We start from the raw sequence: 17945 nt of genomic DNA on the forward strand, positions 1-17945 counted from the left end.
TGCGATGGCGCGATAGCAATAATTGTGCCACGCTGCAGCGATCCAGTGGCGACGCAATTGGATCGCCGTGGTCTCTTGTCGTCCCGTCCGGTCTCTTCAGTTGTTAAGACGCCGTTTGGATATCGGAATTTTTGTTTGAGGTGAGGCGAATTGTGTTTCGAGTTCCGGACGTGGACAAAACCGGGTCGTGGGCGGATGACCCAGTTCGTCAGGAAGACAAAGCGCTACCTGGATTGGCGAAATCGCGCGGCGTTTCTGTTCCAGACCCCCAAAACCTGGCTCTGGTGCTGAAAAAAACGTTGCACGCAAGCGCGATATCGCGGTCGATACGGGATGAGCCGGCCAGACAGCGCCGGCGCTCAGGCGACCTGGATGACATCCGCCAGCGCTGGCCCTGGCCAAGCATCTGTTCGTAACGGCGCCTACCATCGCTAAAGCTCACGGACAAGCCGCCTATCTCGACTTCGTCGTGCAGGCAATCCGCCGATCCAACGACAGAAGGGCTTCGAAAGCCTCCCCCGCCGCTGGGCCGTCCAGCGAACTTTCGGCTGGATGACCCGATGGCGGCGCCTCGTGCGCGACTACGTGCAGCGCGTCGACGTCTCTCACGACATGATCCTCGTCGCCATGGGCAATCTGCTTCGCTGAAATGCCCATCCGTGAATTTCAAAAACGGACAGACGCCCAGCTAGGCTTTCGGGCCCATGGCGATTATCTCACGGGCCCTTCGAATCACCGGTGCATCAACCATCTTTCCGTCTAAGGCGAAAGCACCTCTGCCCTGCGCCGAGGTATCGTTTTGCGCCGCGACGACACGACGGGCCCACTCGAGTTCCTGCTCGCTTGGCGAGAAAGCCTCATTGAATATGGCCACCTGGGTCGGGTGGATCGCCAAAGCTCCGACAAAGCCAAGCCGCCGCGCGTGAGCCGCGGCCTCACGAATCTTATGCGTGTCTGAGAACTCGCCGATGCTTCCTACGAAGCCAAGCGGTAGCAAGCCTGCGGCACGAGCAGCAAACAAAACGGAAAGGTTCGGCGTCAAGAGAAGGTCGAGTTCCGGGGCACCACCAACTGAGGCACTGAAGTCTTCAGGGCCCAGCGCCATTGCAATCATCCTGGGATCGGCCGACGCAATGGCCGCGAGATTTTGCAATGCAGCTGGGGTCTCGATCTGTGCAAGGAACCGGATTTGACCCGGCACAAGATTTCTTTCTCGTTCAAGTTCCAGTACCGCATTCGCGATCTCCGATACCCATTCTGACGAATCCGTTTTCGGAAGAACAAGTGCATCAACACCCGCCATCACTGCTGCATCAAGATCTGCCGCCAAGGGGCGCAAACCACGATTCACACGGATCAAGACAGATGCGCCCTTTCGGCCCACCTTTGCCACGGATGCAGAAAGCCGCTTTCGCGACTCCTCTTTCTGATCCTGGGGAACCGAGTCCTCAAGGTCCAGTATGACGCCATCTGCCCCGCGCTCATGAGCAGTCTCCACAAAGCGCGGAACATGAGAGGGAACGAAAAGCAGCGATCTCCAGCGGGGAATGGACATCGGTCTTTCAATGGCCGGAACGGTGCGCTTCATGAAGATCTGCTGCCGGTTTTAGTGCGGGCTGTGTCAGTGAGCTGGCTGGGCGGCCGTGGGACTGGAAGGGGTCAGAGAGGTTGGTATGCACTCTGTGGGTCGCGACCGCGCCCCCTTGCCCACAAGAGGCGTGCTCATGCTGAGGCGGCTCTTGCGCGCAAACCTGCTTGAACCTCCTCGCGGACAGCCTCGGTATGAGCGCCAAGAGCCGGAACGGGGCGCAGCAACGGGCGCTCAGAGTTGAAGATCGCCGCCGGCGCTATCGTCTCGATGGTTCCTTCGGGTGTTCCGACCTGCACCTTGCGAATGTGTGGGTGCGTTGAAACATCCGCGACTTCGTTCAGTCGGCCATATGCCAACCCGGCCGCCTCGAGCTCCCGCATCGCTTCATGGCAGGATAGTTCGGAAAACCGCCGTTCAATGATCTTATCAAGTTGCGCACGGTGACCGAGGCGCTCCATATTATCGGCGAAACCAGGTGTGCGTATAAGCGCCGGCTGCTTAAGAAATTTCTCGCAGAAATTTACCCATTCCCGGTCATTCTGAACCGAAAAGATGACCTCTTTGCCGTCGGCACAACGGTAAGCGCCATACGGCGCCAGCGACGGGTGTTTCACGCCGGCGCGTACCGTATGGTAGCCGCTATAGTCGTTTTGCAGAACCGGCACGTTCATCCAGTCGGCGATTGCATCGAACAGTGACACCTGGATGCTGGTGCCTTCACCGGTGACCTCGCGATGATAGAGGGCCTGAAGAATGGCGCTATGTGCTGTCATGCCTGCCGAGATGTCGCAAACCGACACACCCACACGGGCGGGCCCCTGTTGCGTCCCGGTGATCGCACACAGACCAGTTTCGGCCTGGACGATGAGATCATAAGCCTTCAAGTGGGAATACGGCCCCTGCTCTCCGAAACCAGAGATATCGCAGGTGATCAGCCGTGGAAAACGCCGACGTAGATCCGCAGACCCGAAACCCAATTTTTCAATACTGCCCGGCTTCAGATTTTGGATCAATACGTCGGCACCGGCAATGAGCGTGTCCAGGACGGCGCGGTCCGCCTCAGATCTCAAGTCCAGACAGACCGACTCCTTACCCCGGTTGAGCCAGACGAAGTAGGCGCTCTGACCCCGCACCAACTTGTCGTAGTTTCTGGCAAAATCCCCTTCGGGCCTCTCGATCTTGATCACCCGGGCGCCGGCGTCAGCAAGGCGAGACGAAGCGTAAGGCGCAGCAACCGCCTGCTCCACGGCAACGACTGTGATCCCCTCAAGAGACTTCTGCATGCGACACCGTGTTTTCATCCAACGTTATCGGCTTGAACTCGACGACGGTTCAGTATCGCCAGCAATCGGTTCTGTTCGTTCCCGACGATGGAAAATCCCTCGTCGACCCCCATTCCCGGCTTTGCGAGCATCATGTCGGCCTGGGTCGCTACCGAAATGTGCACTGAAGCCTGGGCGGAGAGATCTGTCTCGGTACAACTTCCTCCGACATACGCTCCGACCCTGTTTTCCTTGCAGATGAGAACTGCGCGGGCCGTATCGGCGATTGAGCCTACGTCTGGCGTCTTGATTTGGACCAGATGCGTAGCCTTCGCTTCGGCAAAGAGCCGAATATCCTCAAGCGTATTGCATCTCTCGTCCACGACAATGCGGGCTCTGGAACCGCGGTTGTCCAAAATCGACACGATCTCCGCGTAGTTCTCAATTTGCGCTTGAGTCGAACCAAAATCCGCAGGAGACTCGACATTGAGCGCGAAACCCGGAACGCTCTCGGCAACCCTGCAGATAAAGTCGGCGATCCGTTGCGGCTCCAAGCCGATTTCGAGGCCGATCCAGCCATATACATCGAAATGCAGCACCGGATGATACCCCGGGAGACCGATTTGGCGCGTACGCGTTGCAACCCACTTCACGAAATCCATGAACGTCTGGCCGTCGGTGCCGAATTTCTGCCGAGAGTTGATAAGGCCGTGGGGAAGAATGTCCACGCCTTTCAAGATCATTCTGTCAACGTTGATTTCGCGAGCATCGCCGCTCTGGCAGTAAATTGGGACGCGGCACGTGGGTAGCGGCAGATCAAACTCGGCGCATACGATCTCCGCCATTGTCTTGCGCTGAAGGTGGGCGGCTGCGCGAAGAAGCGCTTGGCTCACGCCATATTCAATAGCCAGAGGTATCCGCAAATGCTCGACGGATTCAAAAACCCTCGTGCAAGAATCAATAAACCGAGAGGCATCGACATCAAAAAGCCTCGGCGCGACGACGCATGACGTTAGATCTGAGATTTGGTTAGTGTCGAACAGAGGATCGCGTCCACCGGCACCAGCGTACTGGACGTTCATCATGTCACCCCAAACAACGGTCTCGTCCGCAAGGACGAGCCCGATGCTGAGCGAAGATGCCGGAATACGAATGGACTTGAACCCGGGGGTCGTCGGTGCGCCGACATACATAAAGCCGTCCTGGATTGCGCCGGACCTAATGGCTTCCTGATCGTCATAGAAAAATGCGCCGTTGCCAGGCGCTAGCAGGACATCTTTGATCTGCACTTCGTTTCGCTCGATTCATTCCAGAGCCATTGACGGGCGACGCACTTCCACGGCTACCTGCCAACTATGTGCCATTTAGCGTTGGGTTCGCCAATATAATGTCCAGGACGGAACCATCGCGTTTTGAGATGACCGGCACCTTCCTGGCCTGCCCGATCGTCCCTGAGGTATGGCTTTCGACGCGATGGCGGAGCGAAGATATGGCCAGAAAGAGACACAGTGCGGACGACCCGAGGTCCGTTCCCGCCATTTGGCAACTTCTTCTGGTTGATGCCCCAGGGCTTCGCCAGCGCTCTCAGTCTCTCTTGATGAGGTGGACAGGCGCTCGTAACGGCATCATCCTCGTGAGAGGCGTGCCAAGATGGCTGCTGTCGAGCACTCATCTGGGGGAAACCGTCCATGAGCAATATTAACACCGATCTCAGTGCTGTTGCCACTATTGGCCTCGATCGGCCTCGATCTGGCCAAGCATGCCTTCCAGGTTCAGGCGATCGATGCCGCAGGCAGCGTCCTCACGACCCGGGCGCTGCGGCGGAAGGATGTTTTGACGGTTCTTCGAACCCTTGCCGTGCTGCCTCATTGGCTTGGACGCGTGTGGCTCGGCCCATCACTGGCTCGCGAACTCATGAAGTTCGGCCATGACGTGCGGCTGATGCCGCCAGCCTATGTGTAGGCTTACGTGCGTCGCCAGAAGAACGATGGCTGATGCAGCAGCCATCTGCCAGGCGGTGACAGCGCCCTTCGATGCGTTTCGTGCCGATGCGATCGGTCGGGAACCAGGCGGCGCTCATGCATCAAAAGGTACTCGTACTTGGTTGCCCAACGCACCCAACTGCTCAATACCCCTTCGCAGCCATCTGGCCGAAATCGGGATTATCTCAGCCCAGCGACCGAACAACGCGCGCGCCTTGGATACCCTCGTCACCGAGGGCAACGACATGATCCGGCGACAGTGCGTTCGGCATTGTTGCCGTTGGTGCGCCAACTGAGCGAACTAGCTGTGAGCTTTCAGTAGGTTGTCCATCCGGTCCAAGCCGGGAAAGCTGAGGTTGTCGAAGCTTCAGTGATTCTCGGAGGACCGAATGAACATCCATCAGAACGCCCGTCTGACGCCGCTGCGTCGAGAGGAGATAGCCCGCGACGTTGTTGAAGGCTGTCTTTCCAAAGCCGATGCGGCGCGAACATACGGGGTGGTGGCGCGCTGGGTGGAGCGCTTCCGGGTCGAGGGAAGCGCCGGCATGATCGACCGTTCCTCGCGGCCCAAAACAAGCCCCGAAGCAAACCGAAGTCCGGCACGTCCTCTCTTCATCCTCCGTCCCGCGAAGGACATTCATCCGCCCCTGTCGAATCTCGTTATCGGATGTTCTCCCTTTCGTTTGGTGGACCGGCTATATCACCGCCGTCGCTTCCTCTCGCGCCCAGCGGAACTCACTGCCATCGGACCATATATTCTGTGCATGATGAGGCTAATCTGCGAGCAAGGGCAACGGTCGCTCTTTGTCGGCCCCGGCGCTTAGCGACGTTCATCGCCCGAGCTTTCAGCCATGACCACTTTTTCACCACCGTCAGCAAGACTTGCGCGGCTTCATAAAGTCGCGTTCGCATCATGGAGTCACCGCACAGGGAAACACGTCCCGACGCGATTGTCCTCGCCTGATTGATGCAGCGCGGCGTTAACCCAAGAGCCGGCCTACGGCCTTCGCATTCTTGAAGTGGGCAGGAATGTCGACTGTAGCCTTGAAAGCCAGCGCAACGACAGGTCTGCGCCTTGAGAAAGGCCTTCGCATGACGGGTTTCGACGCAGATGCAGGTAGTCCGGCTCCCGCCAGACCACTGAACAACCATTGTGATAAGGGAGCAGCTTCAAGCCCGATCCGGGCCAAATTCCAGGCGGGGTTCTTCAACGCCTCAACAAGATCGTCCGGATGGCTCGCGACCTTCATCTCTCGGCAAATGCGGCCTCCTTCATCCACGATGCAAACGGCCGTCTCTTTCACGGAGACGTCCAGTCCGGCATAATGCTTCATGCTGCGCTTGCTTTCCTGATGCTTGTGGCTGTTCACGCAGACCACGTTTTATCATCAGCTCGAAGCGCAGCACCTCAAACATCCGTTCAAGACGTGGGGCTAGCCGAATACATGGGGTAATCGGTTTCCCAAGTCTTAGCTATGGAAGTGGGTGGCTGTTCCCCGACAGGATGGAATACGGGCTCACGATTCGCACCGGGCCCAGGCATCTCAGGGAGAACAGCCATGGAAGACTATATCGGCCTCGATGTTTCGATGAAAGAGACAGCGGTTTCCATTCGACGTGAAGGCAAGCGCGTCTGGCGTGGGAGGTGCGCCTCTGATCCAAAGGTCATTGCCGAGCTTGTCCGCAAGCGGGCGCCGGCCGCAAAGCGCGTCGTGTTCTATCGGTGTGGTTCTATCATGCGCTGCGCGCAGAGGGTTTGCAGGCGATCTGCATCGATGCTCGTCATGCCAAAGCAGCGCTCGACATGGCCGCGAACAAAACCGACGCGAACGATGCCGACGGTTTGGCGCATCTTGCAGAAGTAGGGTTCTTTCGTGAGTGCGAGTGAAAGGCTTCGACAGCATGCTGACGCGCGCGCTCGTTGCGGCACGCACCAGGCTGGTCAGGATCACGACCGAACTCTCAAACCAGATCCGAGGGCTCATGAAGACATTCGGACTGCTTGTTCCCGCCGGCAAAGGAAGCACCTTCGAGAGGAAAGTCCGCAATCTCCTTGTCGACCAGGACGGCCTCCTATCGTGCTGCCGAGGCTGGAAGCCTGGCGCAACATGCGCGTTCGGGCCGCGGAACTCGGGCGTCAGCTTGTCGCTGGTGCGCGTCAAGGCCGAGCGTGTCAAATACTCGTGTCGATCGCCGGTGTCGGCGCAATCACCGCGACTTCGTTCGTGACCGCATTGAGGAGCCGGACAACTTCAAGAAATCTCGCCTCGTCGGCGCCTGGCTTGGACTGACGACCCGACGATACCAATCGGGAGAGGTCGACTATGATGGCCACATATCCCGGCGGGGCGATCATCATTTGCGAGGGCTTCTCTACGAAGCTGCGACGTCATCCTAACCCGCAGCTGCGCCGACAGCAGCCTGCGAACATGGGGTCTAAAACTCCGGGAGAGGAACGCAGTTAGTCGTGATCGTCGTAGTGGAAACGCTTGACCGTAGCGTCCTTGATGGTGCGGTTCATGCGCTCGACCTGGCCGTTGGTCCAAGGATGCTTTGGCTTTGTGGTTCGATGTTCGATATCGTTCCTGGCGCAGGCGAGTTCGAAGGCATGAGCCCGGAATATCTCGCCATTTGCGATCGCTTCCTTGATCAGTGGAACGGCCGAACCGCCAGCTCCTGGCGTGGTGAACTGTATGCCGTTGTCGGTGAGCAGGATCTTGTAAGGGACGGCGGCGATCAGGCGGAGCAGAAACTCTTTGGAAATGGCTGTCGGAGCCTTCTCGTGCAGTTCGACGAAGGCAAATTTCGAGGTCCGGTCGATGGCGACGAACATGTGTAGCTTGCCCTGCTCGGTTCGGACCTCCGCGATATCAACGTGGAAGAAGCCGATCGGATAGGCCTTGGACTTCTTCTTCGCCGGCCTGTCGCCTTCGACATCCGGCAATCGGCCGATGCCGTGGCGCTGCAGACAGCGGTGCAATGAAGAACGTGTCAGATGCGGGATTGTCGGCTGCAATGCGTAGAGGCAATCATCGAGCGGCAGCAGCGTGTGCCGGCGGAAGGCCACAACGACAGCCTCTTCCTCGACAGACAGAATCGTCGATCTCGGCTCCCTGGGGCCGGTGATCGGCGGTCGAACTCCGCTTCTTCCACTTAGCGACCGTCTTAGGATTGATGCCGTAGCGCTTCGAAAGCTTCCTCAGGCTCGCTTGATGGGATGGACGGCGCCCGCAACGGCATCATCCTCGTGAGAGGCGTGCCAAGATGGCTGCTGTCGAGCACTCATCTGGAAGGAGCACCGTCCATGGGCAATATTAACACCGATCTCAGCGCTGTCGTTACCGTTTGCCTCGATCTGGCCAAGCACGTATTCCAGGTTCACGCGATCGACGCCGCCGGCCGTGTCGTCACGACCCGCGCGCTGCGGCGGAAGGATGTTCTGGCATTCTTCGAATGCCTGCCATGCTGCCTCATTGGCTTGGAAACGTGTGGGTCGGCCCATCACTGGGCTCGCGAACTCATGAAGTTCGGCCATGACGTGCGGCTGATGCCGCCAGCCTATGTGAAGGCTTACGTGCGTCGTCAGAAGAACGACGCTGCTGATGCAGCAGCGATCTGCGAGGCGGTGACGCGCCCGTCAATGCATTTTGTGCCGGTGCGATCGGTCGAGAACCAGGCGGCGCTCATGCATCACAAGGTCCGCGAACTTCTGGTGGCCCAGCGCACTCAGCTGCTCAATGCCCTTCGCAGCCATCTGGCCGAAATCGGGATCATCGCCGCCCAGGGACCGAACAATGCGCGTGCCTTGGCTATCCTCGTCATCGAGGGCAACGACATGATCCCGGCGACGGTGCGTTCGGCACTATTGCCGTTGGTGCGCCAACTGAGCGAACTCGATGCCGAGATCAGGCAGAGCGATCAGGCCATTCTGGCCCTCGCCAAGACCGATGAAACGGCACGCCGCCTGATGACCGTTCCCGGCATCGGCCCTGTTACTGCCTCCGCGCTTGCGGCGAGCGTCCAGGATATCTCGGCTTTCTCAGGCCCGCGCGAATTCGCCGCCTTCCTTGGGCTCACACCAAGGCAAAACTCCTCAGGCGGAAAGGAACGGCTGGGGCGTGTATCCAAGATGGGAAACCGATATCTGCGAAAGCTGCTCGTGGTGGGGGCTCATGCTGTTCTGTTCCATCGCAAGCGTTCCGGCGATGTGTTGAGAAACTGGGCGGATCGCCTGATGGAGACCAAGCCCTTCAGGCTTGTCGCCGTAGCGACCGCCAACAAACTCGCCCGTATTGCCTTCGCACTCATGCGCGACGAGACACATTATGTCGGCACGCCGGCGTAACAGGAGCATCGGCTAAGGCCGCCATCCGGAATCGAGGGTGACAATGACGTGATGGGGTGGTCGCGGGTGCGGTCATTAAACCGCAGCAACAGGCCGGAGACATGACCGCACCCGCGACCACCCCATCGCCGAAAATAAACCCTTGATCGGCGGGCGCCGTCCAGACATGACTATGCTGTATCGCTCGACGGATCGCCTCTGTCGTTGTGGCGCTCCCATGCAGAATCTGGCCCATAGCGCATCCTTTGATCCGGACGACAATGATGAACCATCAAAGCCTGGGATCAAACACCTAGAGATAACACATCCAGCTCACCACGGCGGGAGCCGGCGGCTCCGCCGTCCCGTTGACAGCATTCGGTTCGTCGGCCTGACACTGAGACACTTGAGCCCGAAGCGCAGCAGTTTGCTGAGCTTCACTTTCGCGGACGGCGCAATTCAAAGAATTGATATTTCTTTCCATCAAATACAACCGGCCCAAGGTAGGAATAGCCCATTGGGGTTCTCGTTTTGAGCGCTCGTATATTCGTGGAGCGTACGAGAGAGACCAACCGATCGATAGATTGGGTTGCGAAGGCGAATTCGATCACCGGCTGAAGGCTTTCCGGCCCAATCCCCTGACCGCACCGGGCTCCGAACAGGAAGCATGCGGTTTGAATGTCGTTTTCACCGAAGCGGCGCAGCCCGGACTTGCCTACAAAGCGCAAATCGCCATTAGCCTTTCGTTCATAGACCATCCAGAATCCGTACCCGTGGGTCTCCCAGTCATGAAGATAGAGGGACAGCCAAGCATCAGACATTTCCCGGGTTGGCGGAATTCCCTCCATGAATTTGAATACCAGCGGATCACAGTGCAGACAATGCAGGGCCTCGGCGTCCCAAGTACGAACTGGGCGCATGAATAAACGTTCTGTTTCCAGATTCATGTGAAATTCCATCCATTGGAGAGATGCGCCAGCAAAGACAGCCCAAGTCAAGGCGGGTAAGGGCGCGTAGCTGCGAATGAGGTGCGTACCTTCGAAGTAGCGCAAGATGGGGCCGTAAGCCTCTATCGATCTCTGACCACGCGTTCGCCGGTATTCGATTGCGCATCCCCGATAGCGTCGGCGGTTAAAAACGAGAGCACTCGTTCCGAATAGACTTGCAAATTGGTTTGAGACAAAGTCTTCTCCTTGGCCCGTGACGTTCTGCGAATACCGAATACATGTGCCGTGCCAACCAGAAATCTATTTGAAAAATAACGGCATAGCTCCAATGCTGCTACGTTGTATGTCTGACATTGTCGGAAATGACGACGCAGAGCGTGTCGACTGCCCAGTGAATTCCGCTTGCTCTTCGTGGATTTGCCCACGCTGATCCTCATGCAGGTCTCGTTCGGCCGTGTCCTATATTGTGACCGGCCGATCAGGACACAGCTTGGGTTAAGTCTGTCGTAATTAATTGGCCTCATATCCGGCAGCCTTGAAGAAGTTTCTGCATCCACTTGGCTCGAACAGATGGCAGATATCGTCGCCGAGAGCTTCGCAGAGAGCGTCGAAAGTTCTGGCCGCCTTCTTTCGCAGCGCGCCTTGAGTTTTGAGTAGGCCAGCTCGATGGGTTGAGATCGGGCGATTATGGCGGCAGGAACAGGAGCCAGGCGCCCCATTGGCGAACCAGTTGAGCGGCGCCCTCGTTCTTTTAGAAGCCGAGATTGTCGAGAATGACGACGTCGACGGGCGACAGTCGGGAGCGAGTTTCGACGCAGCGCTCGAAGATGGCGGCATTGGCCCGGAAACAGCCAGCCCTGCGGCTTCGTGACGCTTGATGGGTGGAGACTCCCGAGCGGATTCCTACGCCGCGCAAGCTGCCAACAATATTGAGCCCAGACTAGGTGGTGCGCTTTCTCGGGGCGCTGCCACCACTGAAGGCACGCACCGCGTTGACCACCGCCTATGCCGCCGGCCTGCGCGCATCGGAGGTGGTAAGCCTGAATTGTTTCCCGGACGCGGCGACAAGCTGGGACTACCTGCGCTGGTGCGGAGGCGGCAAGGAGACCGCATATCCTTCCTATTCGCCAAGGGTCGGAAATGGTGTGATCGACCAAGCGATTAAGTCTACGGCACGCTGAAGTATCGCCGCGGTCTGAGCACGGCTGGGTGAAGCGGCGATGACATGCCCGATGTAGTCTCCATTATCGCCTTTCCTGACGATCGGCGTCTTGGGTTCAACAATAAATTTGACCTCGACGACACCTGGTACGGCGGCCGCCCGGCTGCCGCCTTCGATCCAATCGAGAATGCCATCGCGATCAGGAACTAAGCACCGCGAAGCCACAGTCTGCGAATGCCTTTTGCGCAAATCCCATTCCTCGCCGATGACAAGCTTGATGTGCTCGGTGACGAGATCGACACCGTAAGCCAGTCGGACCCGTTCAGGTTCCCCAACACCAAGACGCGGATTAACCTCAATGACGACTGGGCCACCCTTCGTCCAGCGGAATTCAATATTCGATGGCCCCCAGCCAAGGCCGAGAGCTCGCAGACAGCTCAGCGAAACATCGCCGATACGTTGATGCTCATCATCAATCAGCGGGGCCGGACAGGTGCACTCACGAACGACGAAATACGGTGGCGGGCCGAACTCGTAGGCGCTAATTCCAATGACCTCAGTTCCCATTAAATTAGCGACATAAAGGGGGCCTTGTACGAACTCTTCGACCACTATCCTTGGCGAAGACCGCCATATATGCTTCCCGCCCAACAGATAGGTCGTATGTTCGGCCAACTCATCGATATTGCGGCACAATCGGACACCGATGCTTCTGATGCCTACGGCTGGCTTCAGAACAACCGGCAGGCCAATCTCTGCGGCAGCCCGTTCTGCATCCGTCGCATTCGCTGCTAAGCGATAAGCGGGTATTGGAACGTCGGCATCATCGAGGAGCTGACGTTGAGTGAATTTGTCGCAGCACCGTTCAACGGATGCGGGGTTCGGTCCCGGTAGACCGAAATGTCGGCAGAGCTTGCCAACTGTCGCAGGAATCGACTCATCGAGGCCCGCAAACCCGGTAATGCCGGCAATGTCATAGGTCGCACGCAGCCGCGAACATTCGTGGATCAGCGCATTGAGATTGTCTGTATCGATACGGATTGCCTCGATCCCCTTCGCCGCAAGATAGTCGTATTGAGTTGGATCCGCCGTCAGGGTAATTGGATGAAGACCAAGACGCTGGGCCGCTTGGATGTATAGCGGACCATTACCCATTGACGCTCCAACCATAATGAGTGCTCTTTTTGCCATTGGCTTTAACCCCGACATTGCGTCCTGTGTGGCGGTACGAGTTTGAATCGTCATCTACTTTTTCAGCCGTGCCTGACTCAGACCTTGCCGTGAGCGTATCATCGTCAGCGATTTGCGGTCGCAAAGATCCTGTAAATTTTATTCGAAGGATCTGTTGCAAGAGTTGGATTCGCACGTGAAGAAAGTGGCGAGCTGCTGGTCAGGGTCAACTCAGGGAACTGCTGGATAAATTCTGGGGGGCTTTGCCGCTGCTTTAACGGCGCCCCATAGATCGTTGGCTGCGTCCCCTCTGGCAGCTGGGTGCCCACGGCCTTGTTCGCCGGGTTCCTCTTGCGGGCCTGGCTCACACATGACGATCGAGCACGACTTGAACGGTGCTCTTGGCCGGGATACGCACCTCGCCGGCGAGCTTGCGCACCAGCAACTCGCGTATCTTCATGGCGTATCCTTTGCTGAGGAATTCAGAAGCCCATGCCGGTTGGCTACGGCACCAGCATCGGAGGCATGAAAGAGGTGTCGCCTACTGGAAGAACCGGATTGCTCAACAACCAGATGATCGCGGGACTGTCACGCCCTGTGCCGATTGGCTTATCGTTCCTGGGTTTTGAAGAACTCGAGGACGGAAAGCAAAGCGACCCTATCGGGTTCGATATCACAAAAGCTACGGCCAACTGGTCGTGCAGGATTCACCTGGCAAGATGCTGCGGTCCGGACCGGGTGAAGAACGACCGTCACCCTCTCGGCTCGTTTCTAGAACGATATTGTGAGAACTCTCATGCCGTTCTGGAAGCCACGCGCAACTGGGATGGCGATGTACGACTGGCTCCACCACATCTGCGTTGTGTTGGCGTACCCCTTGAAGGTGAAGGCGATCGCCGACGCCAAGATCAAGACGGACACGATCGACGCGACTGTGCTGGCGCACCTTCTTCGGGCTGATCTGGTGCACCCCAGCCCTCAATTTCCAGATGTGAATTCGGCGCGGAGCCTGATCTTTTGATCTTTGGTGACGACGCTTGGTTGAGATGCTGCGCTCGGTTATCTGTCGAGACCCGGCATACCATTTCTAAAGGCCCAGCCGGACAAAACCGATCACATTGACGCCCGCGGCATTCCCCAGATGATGCGGGTCAACCTGTTCCGCCCGATGCATGTGAAGACGCTAGACTAACCAGCCAGAACGTCGGGCACTGCTGTCGGCACGCAAGCTGCTGCAGGACAAGGCGACTGCCATCGAGAACGACATCCGGGGGATCTTGCGCAATTTCGGGCTCAAGCTTGGCAAGGCCAGTGCCGCAAGCTTCGAGGATCGCATCCGCAAGCTCGCCGAAGGCCTGCCTGACCTGATCGAGGAGCCGCTGCTCCGATCCACGAAGCAAGCTGCGCGCGCTCGCTCGGGAGGATGAGACGTGCCGCCGTCTGATGCGGTCCCAGGGGTCTGGCCGGGGGCGCGAAGATGGCCGCAGGGTCGAACCGGATCGCGGAATTGATGAACGTGAAATTTTAAAAGCCGGAAGAAAGCTAGACGATAAGTTCCCACTTGCCGGTGGGACGCTGGCCCTCGCGGACGATGGATGAGGTGAGTTCGCAAACTTGCTTGTTCCGCTTCGGGAATTCAGCAGAATCTGCCCGATAGCGTTTTTCGCCGCCTGACTCTGTTCGCGCGCGTATGCCTGCGAAAGGTATCGGATACAGTCGGGAGGATGGAGTTCGAGATGTACCCGAAGCGCGTCGGCGACGCTTTGTGATATCCTTGCCAGCATTTCGCTGCGCGACCGATTCAGTGCGCATCGCCTCATCGTGAAGCGCCGGGCAGCTTTATCACTCCAACGTCGTTCTCAAATGCAATTTCAGTTCCAAATGGCTCCGAGAGCTTCTGTAGGCGTTCCAGAATGGCCTTTGCTTGCGACCTGGCAACCAACTTCGGGATGCCACGATTGGCAAATCTCTGGGCATAGCCCAGCTCGATTGGATATAGCCGCAATTCAGCGAGATGATTTCTTTCAAATCGGCTGACTGTGATGATGCTCTCGTAGTAGATCGGTGCGGCGAGCGCGCCCACAAAGCCGCCTGCCCTGGGGTATCCTTTTGTCTCTTCGTCGACCGTCACCTCTGCATCGGTGTCGGTTCGTGGATTCTTGCCGTAGAGGGCGAACATGTCAGCCCCTACGGGCGTCCGCAGGTCGTCGTAGAAGAAATTCCCCAGGCTGTAGAGGATTGGTCGGCCTTTGTAGATCTCGATGCCTCTCAATAGGTGCGGCCCGTGTCCGACATATGCATCCGCCCCTGCATCTATTGTCTTACGCGCAAAGGATTGCTCGTAATCTGGCGGTTCCTGGCTCCAGTTTCCGGGCTCGTGACAATGGTTGGTGACGACGCAGAAATCAGAAAACTGCTTGCCGCGGCGAACGTTTCGCAGGATATCAGCGACATCGCCCGCGTCGGGTTCGTAGCTATAACCGGCCTTGTCGCCAGATTTGAACGTCGCTCCAGCGAGACTAAGCCGGTTCGGGTTCTTATGGTCGGGACTGGGATTGGGTAGCGAATCACTCACGTTCCGTAAACTTTCGAGCATCGTCGGCGGCACTACGATGCTTTCAGTCAAGCGAAGGGCATAGAGTCCCGGCCTGCCCGGCGCCTCGCCGGCGGGATCGCACGCCCGGGACATCGGCGTAAAAGACGTAGTAAATGACACCAGCGCCACCCGCCCCCGCGCCGTCTCTAGAAACCGGGCAGCGCTGGCTTCTGCAAGGTTCTCACCCGCACCCGCATGAATGATTCCGCTCTCGTCGAGGATCCGGCCGGTTGCGCGCATACCTTCGAGGCCCCAGTCGAGTGTATGGTTATTTGCGCGCCCCATAATGTTGAAGCCCATCGCCTTTAGATCGGGTCCGACCTCTGGAAGGCTGACGTGGTACGCACCACCATGCTCGGCTTGTGGGCTTCCCTTGAACGATCGGATGTCGAAGATGACGGATTCCATGTTGCCGAAAGTGGCATCGCCATTGCGAAGGATTTCGGCAATGGCGTGGATGCCGGGATGCCGGCCTTCCATCAGAGCCCGGGATACGATGAGGTCACCGACTGCGACCATCGTGAAGCCGTCGGCAACATTAGTTTCGATCGAGCCGACCGTATCGTAGCCATCAGCACGTCGGGCTGGATCACAACCGTTGTCGTGTAATTTTTTCTCCATATCTTCCTCAGTAGGCTGATTGCTTATAACCGAATCCATTCGCCTTTGTCATTCCTGTTCCCCCAGCTCTACCAGCGTCGCCGCGCCACTCGCACCACAAGCGCTCCTTTAGCTGAGAGGTTGCGATGCTCCCTTTGCGACCAGCGCGCCTCGCGGCCATACTGCCGCCCACGTTCATGGAGAGGGCCGGAAATATCGACTACCAAATACGACTCGACCATGGGAGCGTTAGATTTGTCTTGTATTTTTATGGGCTCCTAATCGCCGAAACCGTTGCAGCCGAGAAATTGGCCGCCGCAGCAGACTGGCCTGTGGCCGGAGCGCGCACGTGGCAGGCCACGAGGCGCCCGTCAGCCATCGGCACCAAAGGCGGTATCTCGGCACGGCAACGCTCGACTGCGAGCGGGCAGCGCGGATGGAAGGCGCACCCGCTCGGCGGGTTGATGGGGCTCGGCACCTCGCCCTCGACCGGCACCTCCAGCCGAACCCGCGTCGGATCCGGCACCGGAGCTGCCGCGATCAACGCCTCGGTGTAGGGATGGACTGGATTCTCGAAGAGCGCCTCGCTCCGGGCGAGCTCCACGATGCGCCCCAGATACATGACGGCAACGCGATGCGCGATATGCTCCACGACGCCGAGGTCATGCGAGATGAAGACGAAGGCGATGCCCATCTGCTGCTGGAGATCCAGAAGTAGGTTCAGAATCTGCGCCTGCACGGAGACATCGAGGGCTGACACCGCTTCGTCGGCGATGATGAGCGAAGGCTTGAGTGACAGTGCGCGCGCAATGCCGAGCCGCTGGCGCTGTCCGCCCGACAGCTCGGAGGGTAGCCTGTGCATCATCTCGGGCGACATTCCGACCTTACGCAGAAGCTCCGCGGCAAGTGCCTGGCGTTGCTTCCTGCTGAGGCACTCAAAATTCTCGACCGGCTCGGTGATGACCTGTCCGGCGGTAAGGCGTGGGTTCAGCGACGAGTGAGGATCCTGAAAGACCATCTGCATGCGACGGCGCCAGGCGCGAAGCGCGTCCTTCTTGAGGCCAGCAATGTCGGTTCCCTCGATCAGCACGCGCCCACCCGTCGGCTCCACGAGCCGCATCAGGAGCCGCGCGACAGTCGACTTTCCGCAGCCCGATTCACCGACGATGCAGAGTGTCTCGCCCGCCTCGACGCAAAAGGATACATCCTCCACCGCCCGGATCACCGGAATGCTTTTCTTGAATATTCCAGCACCGAGCGGATAATGCTTGGTCAGATTTTCGACTTTAAGCAAAGGACCATTCATGCGCCCATCACCTCTTCGGCGCGCCAGCAAGCTGCGGCGTGGCTCGGCCCGACATCACGCAGGATGGGTGTCTTCTCGCGGCAAATATCGATCGCGAACGGGCAGCGTGGTGCAAAGCTGCAGCCGACATTGGGCTCGCGCAAGTTTGGGACGATGCCGGGAATTTCCGGAAGGCGGCGCTGGCGGCCACGCCGCGGATCTGGCACCGATCGCATGAGGCCCTGGGTGTAGGGATGTGCGGGACGCGCAAACAGATCTATCACGTTAGCTTGTTCCACGATCCGGCCGGCATACATCACGATCACGCGTTGGCATGTCTCGGCTACAACGCCCAGGTCATGCGTGATGAACATGACGGCCGTTCCCGTGCGCGCTTTCAGATCGACAATGAGCCGCAGGATCTGCGCCTGGATCGTGACGTCAAGCGCGGTCGTCGGCTCGTCGGCGATCAACAATTCCGGCGAGCAGGCAAGAGCCATGGCGATCATGGCGCGCTGGCGCATGCCGCCCGACATTTCGTGGGGATAATTACAGACGCGCCGTTCCGGATCCGCGATGCGGACGAGACGCAGCATCTCTTCGGCCTTTGCCATGGCCACGGTCCGCGAGACCTTGGTATGGATCTGCACCGCTTCCGCAATCTGGTGGCCGACCGTATAAACGGGGTTCAGGCTCGTCATCGGCTCCTGGAAGATCATGGCGATCTGGTTGCCGCGGATCTTTCGCATCTCCCGATGGGACAGCTTAAGGAGATCGCGTCCGTGCAAGCGGGCCTCGCCGCCGACAGTCCTGGCGGTCAGCTTCGGCAGCAGACGAAGGATAGAGAGAGCGGTGACGCTCTTCCCGCATCCCGATTCACCGACGACGCCAAGTGTCTCGCCTTTCTTGACCTGAAAGCTGATGCCGCTGAGCGCACGGGTGACGCTCTCTTCGCCGTAAAAATGCGTCTCTAGGTCTCGGACATCGAGAAGCACGTCGTTCCCTGCAGTTTGATGCATCTGCATG

11 protein-coding genes and 8 pseudogenes are annotated in these 17945 nt (G+C 58.4%); 8 read left to right on the forward strand and 11 right to left on the reverse strand.

Annotated elements, in window-relative coordinates; all coding sequences use genetic code 11:
• Window positions 1-688: 688 nt before the first annotated feature.
• The 3 genes from MESOP_RS30940 to MESOP_RS30950 all read right to left on the reverse strand — a co-directional run bounded on the left by MESOP_RS30940 (window position 689) and on the right by MESOP_RS30950 (window position 4142).
• The gene (locus MESOP_RS30940; RefSeq protein WP_013533411.1) at window positions 689-1588 is read right to left on the reverse strand and encodes an HpcH/HpaI aldolase/citrate lyase family protein; all 900 of its coding nucleotides are present in this window, start codon (window positions 1586-1588) and stop codon (window positions 689-691) included.
• Between the two features lie 134 nt (window positions 1589-1722).
• On the reverse strand, window positions 1723-2874 hold the full coding sequence (locus MESOP_RS30945; protein ID WP_172832172.1) for a CaiB/BaiF CoA transferase family protein: 1152 nt from the start codon (window positions 2872-2874) through the stop codon (window positions 1723-1725).
• 14 nt (window positions 2875-2888) lie between these two features.
• Entirely contained in the window at window positions 2889-4142 is a 1254-nt protein-coding gene (locus MESOP_RS30950) for a methylaspartate ammonia-lyase (RefSeq protein WP_013533413.1), read from the reverse strand.
• 439 nt (window positions 4143-4581) lie between these two features.
• Here MESOP_RS30950 and MESOP_RS36865 point away from each other — a divergent pair, with 439 nt between their 5' ends.
• Together MESOP_RS36865 and MESOP_RS34325 are read left to right on the forward strand one after the other, a co-directional pair.
• The gene (locus MESOP_RS36865) at window positions 4582-4815 is read left to right on the forward strand and encodes a hypothetical protein (protein ID WP_174299071.1); all 234 of its coding nucleotides are present in this window, start codon (window positions 4582-4584) and stop codon (window positions 4813-4815) included.
• 409 nt (window positions 4816-5224) lie between these two features.
• Window positions 5225-5422: pseudogene (locus tag MESOP_RS34325) on the forward strand (leucine zipper domain-containing protein); the annotation flags it as partial.
• Between the two features lie 108 nt (window positions 5423-5530).
• Here MESOP_RS34325 and MESOP_RS34330 read toward each other — a convergent pair.
• Window positions 5531-6169 (reverse strand): annotated as a pseudogene (locus MESOP_RS34330) (transposase).
• Window positions 6170-6394: 225 nt separating this feature from the next.
• Between MESOP_RS34330 and MESOP_RS30965 the strand changes: the two are divergent.
• A pseudogene (locus MESOP_RS30965) lies at window positions 6395-7304 on the forward strand (IS110 family RNA-guided transposase); the annotation flags it as partial.
• Here MESOP_RS30965 and MESOP_RS30970 read toward each other — a convergent pair.
• A pseudogene (locus tag MESOP_RS30970) lies at window positions 7300-8038 on the reverse strand (DDE-type integrase/transposase/recombinase); the annotation flags it as partial. The pseudogenes MESOP_RS30965 and MESOP_RS30970 sit on opposite strands and share 5 nt — an antisense overlap.
• A gap of 101 nt (window positions 8039-8139) precedes the next feature.
• On the opposite strand from MESOP_RS30970, the gene MESOP_RS30975 reads away from it, so the two are divergent.
• Entirely contained in the window at window positions 8140-9180 is a 1041-nt protein-coding gene (locus MESOP_RS30975; protein WP_013533416.1) for an IS110 family RNA-guided transposase, read from the forward strand.
• A 416-nt stretch (window positions 9181-9596) separates the two neighbouring features.
• On the opposite strand, the gene MESOP_RS30980 is transcribed toward MESOP_RS30975, so the two are convergent.
• Window positions 9597-10106: a GNAT family N-acetyltransferase gene (locus MESOP_RS30980; RefSeq protein ID WP_013533417.1), complete on the reverse strand. Its 510-nt coding sequence runs from the start codon at window positions 10104-10106 to the stop codon at window positions 9597-9599.
• A gap of 718 nt (window positions 10107-10824) precedes the next feature.
• Between MESOP_RS30980 and MESOP_RS35915 the strand changes: the two genes are divergently transcribed.
• Window positions 10825-10977, forward strand: a complete 153-nt coding sequence (locus MESOP_RS35915) for a hypothetical protein (RefSeq protein ID WP_155767324.1) — start codon at window positions 10825-10827, stop codon at window positions 10975-10977.
• 10 nt (window positions 10978-10987) lie between these two features.
• Window positions 10988-11149 (forward strand): annotated as a pseudogene (locus MESOP_RS36410) (tyrosine-type recombinase/integrase); the annotation flags it as partial.
• A 77-nt stretch (window positions 11150-11226) separates the two neighbouring features.
• Here the strand turns inward: MESOP_RS36410 and MESOP_RS34340 are convergent.
• Complete coding sequence (locus tag MESOP_RS34340; RefSeq protein ID WP_015319220.1) at window positions 11227-12459, reverse strand: ATP-grasp domain-containing protein; 1233 nt, start codon at window positions 12457-12459, stop codon at window positions 11227-11229.
• A gap of 275 nt (window positions 12460-12734) precedes the next feature.
• Window positions 12735-12901 (reverse strand): annotated as a pseudogene (locus tag MESOP_RS36870) (IS481 family transposase); the annotation flags it as partial.
• Window positions 12902-13130: 229 nt separating this feature from the next.
• Here MESOP_RS36870 and MESOP_RS36705 point away from each other — a divergent pair.
• Window positions 13131-13405: pseudogene (locus MESOP_RS36705) on the forward strand (IS110 family transposase); the annotation flags it as partial.
• A gap of 117 nt (window positions 13406-13522) precedes the next feature.
• Window positions 13523-13902, forward strand: a pseudogene (locus tag MESOP_RS36420) (IS110 family RNA-guided transposase); the annotation flags it as partial.
• A gap of 352 nt (window positions 13903-14254) precedes the next feature.
• On the opposite strand, the gene MESOP_RS31005 reads toward MESOP_RS36420, so the two are convergent.
• The 3 genes from MESOP_RS31005 to MESOP_RS31015 all read right to left on the reverse strand — a co-directional run bounded on the left by MESOP_RS31005 (window position 14255) and on the right by MESOP_RS31015 (window position 17944).
• Window positions 14255-15655 carry a CapA family protein gene (locus tag MESOP_RS31005; RefSeq protein WP_013533420.1) on the reverse strand — a complete coding sequence of 467 codons (1401 nt, stop codon included), beginning with the start codon at window positions 15653-15655 and terminating at the stop codon, window positions 14255-14257.
• Between the two features lie 247 nt (window positions 15656-15902).
• A complete protein-coding gene (locus MESOP_RS31010) occupies window positions 15903-16940 on the reverse strand; it encodes an ABC transporter ATP-binding protein (RefSeq protein WP_013533421.1) in 1038 nt (345 codons plus the stop codon).
• Window positions 16937-17944 carry an ABC transporter ATP-binding protein gene (locus tag MESOP_RS31015; RefSeq protein WP_013533422.1) on the reverse strand — a complete coding sequence of 336 codons (1008 nt, stop codon included), beginning with the start codon at window positions 17942-17944 and terminating at the stop codon, window positions 16937-16939. The genes MESOP_RS31010 and MESOP_RS31015 overlap by 4 nt, the downstream gene beginning before the upstream one ends.
• Window position 17945 lies beyond the last annotated feature (1 nt).

The organism is Mesorhizobium opportunistum WSM2075 (assembly GCF_000176035.2).
Classification (GTDB): domain Bacteria; phylum Pseudomonadota; class Alphaproteobacteria; order Rhizobiales; family Rhizobiaceae; genus Mesorhizobium; species Mesorhizobium opportunistum.

Bases quoted from the DNA above. Each gene is read 5' to 3' on its own strand.
- MESOP_RS30945 (WP_172832172.1), bottom strand. From the start codon at position 2,874: ATGCAGAAGTCTCTTGAGGGGATCACAGTCGTTGCCGTGGAGCAGGCG.
- MESOP_RS31010 (WP_013533421.1), bottom strand. From the start codon at position 16,940: ATGAATGGTCCTTTGCTTAAAGTCGAAAATCTGACCAAGCATTATCCG.
- MESOP_RS30975 (WP_013533416.1), top strand. From the start codon at position 8,140: ATGGGCAATATTAACACCGATCTCAGCGCTGTCGTTACCGTTTGCCTC.
- MESOP_RS34340 (WP_015319220.1), bottom strand. From the start codon at position 12,459: ATGGCAAAAAGAGCACTCATTATGGTTGGAGCGTCAATGGGTAATGGT.
- MESOP_RS30940 (WP_013533411.1), bottom strand. From the start codon at position 1,588: ATGAAGCGCACCGTTCCGGCCATTGAAAGACCGATGTCCATTCCCCGC.
- MESOP_RS31015 (WP_013533422.1), bottom strand. From the start codon at position 17,944: ATGCAGATGCATCAAACTGCAGGGAACGACGTGCTTCTCGATGTCCGA.
- MESOP_RS30980 (WP_013533417.1), bottom strand. From the start codon at position 10,106: ATGAATCTGGAAACAGAACGTTTATTCATGCGCCCAGTTCGTACTTGG.
- MESOP_RS31005 (WP_013533420.1), bottom strand. From the start codon at position 15,655: ATGGAGAAAAAATTACACGACAACGGTTGTGATCCAGCCCGACGTGCT.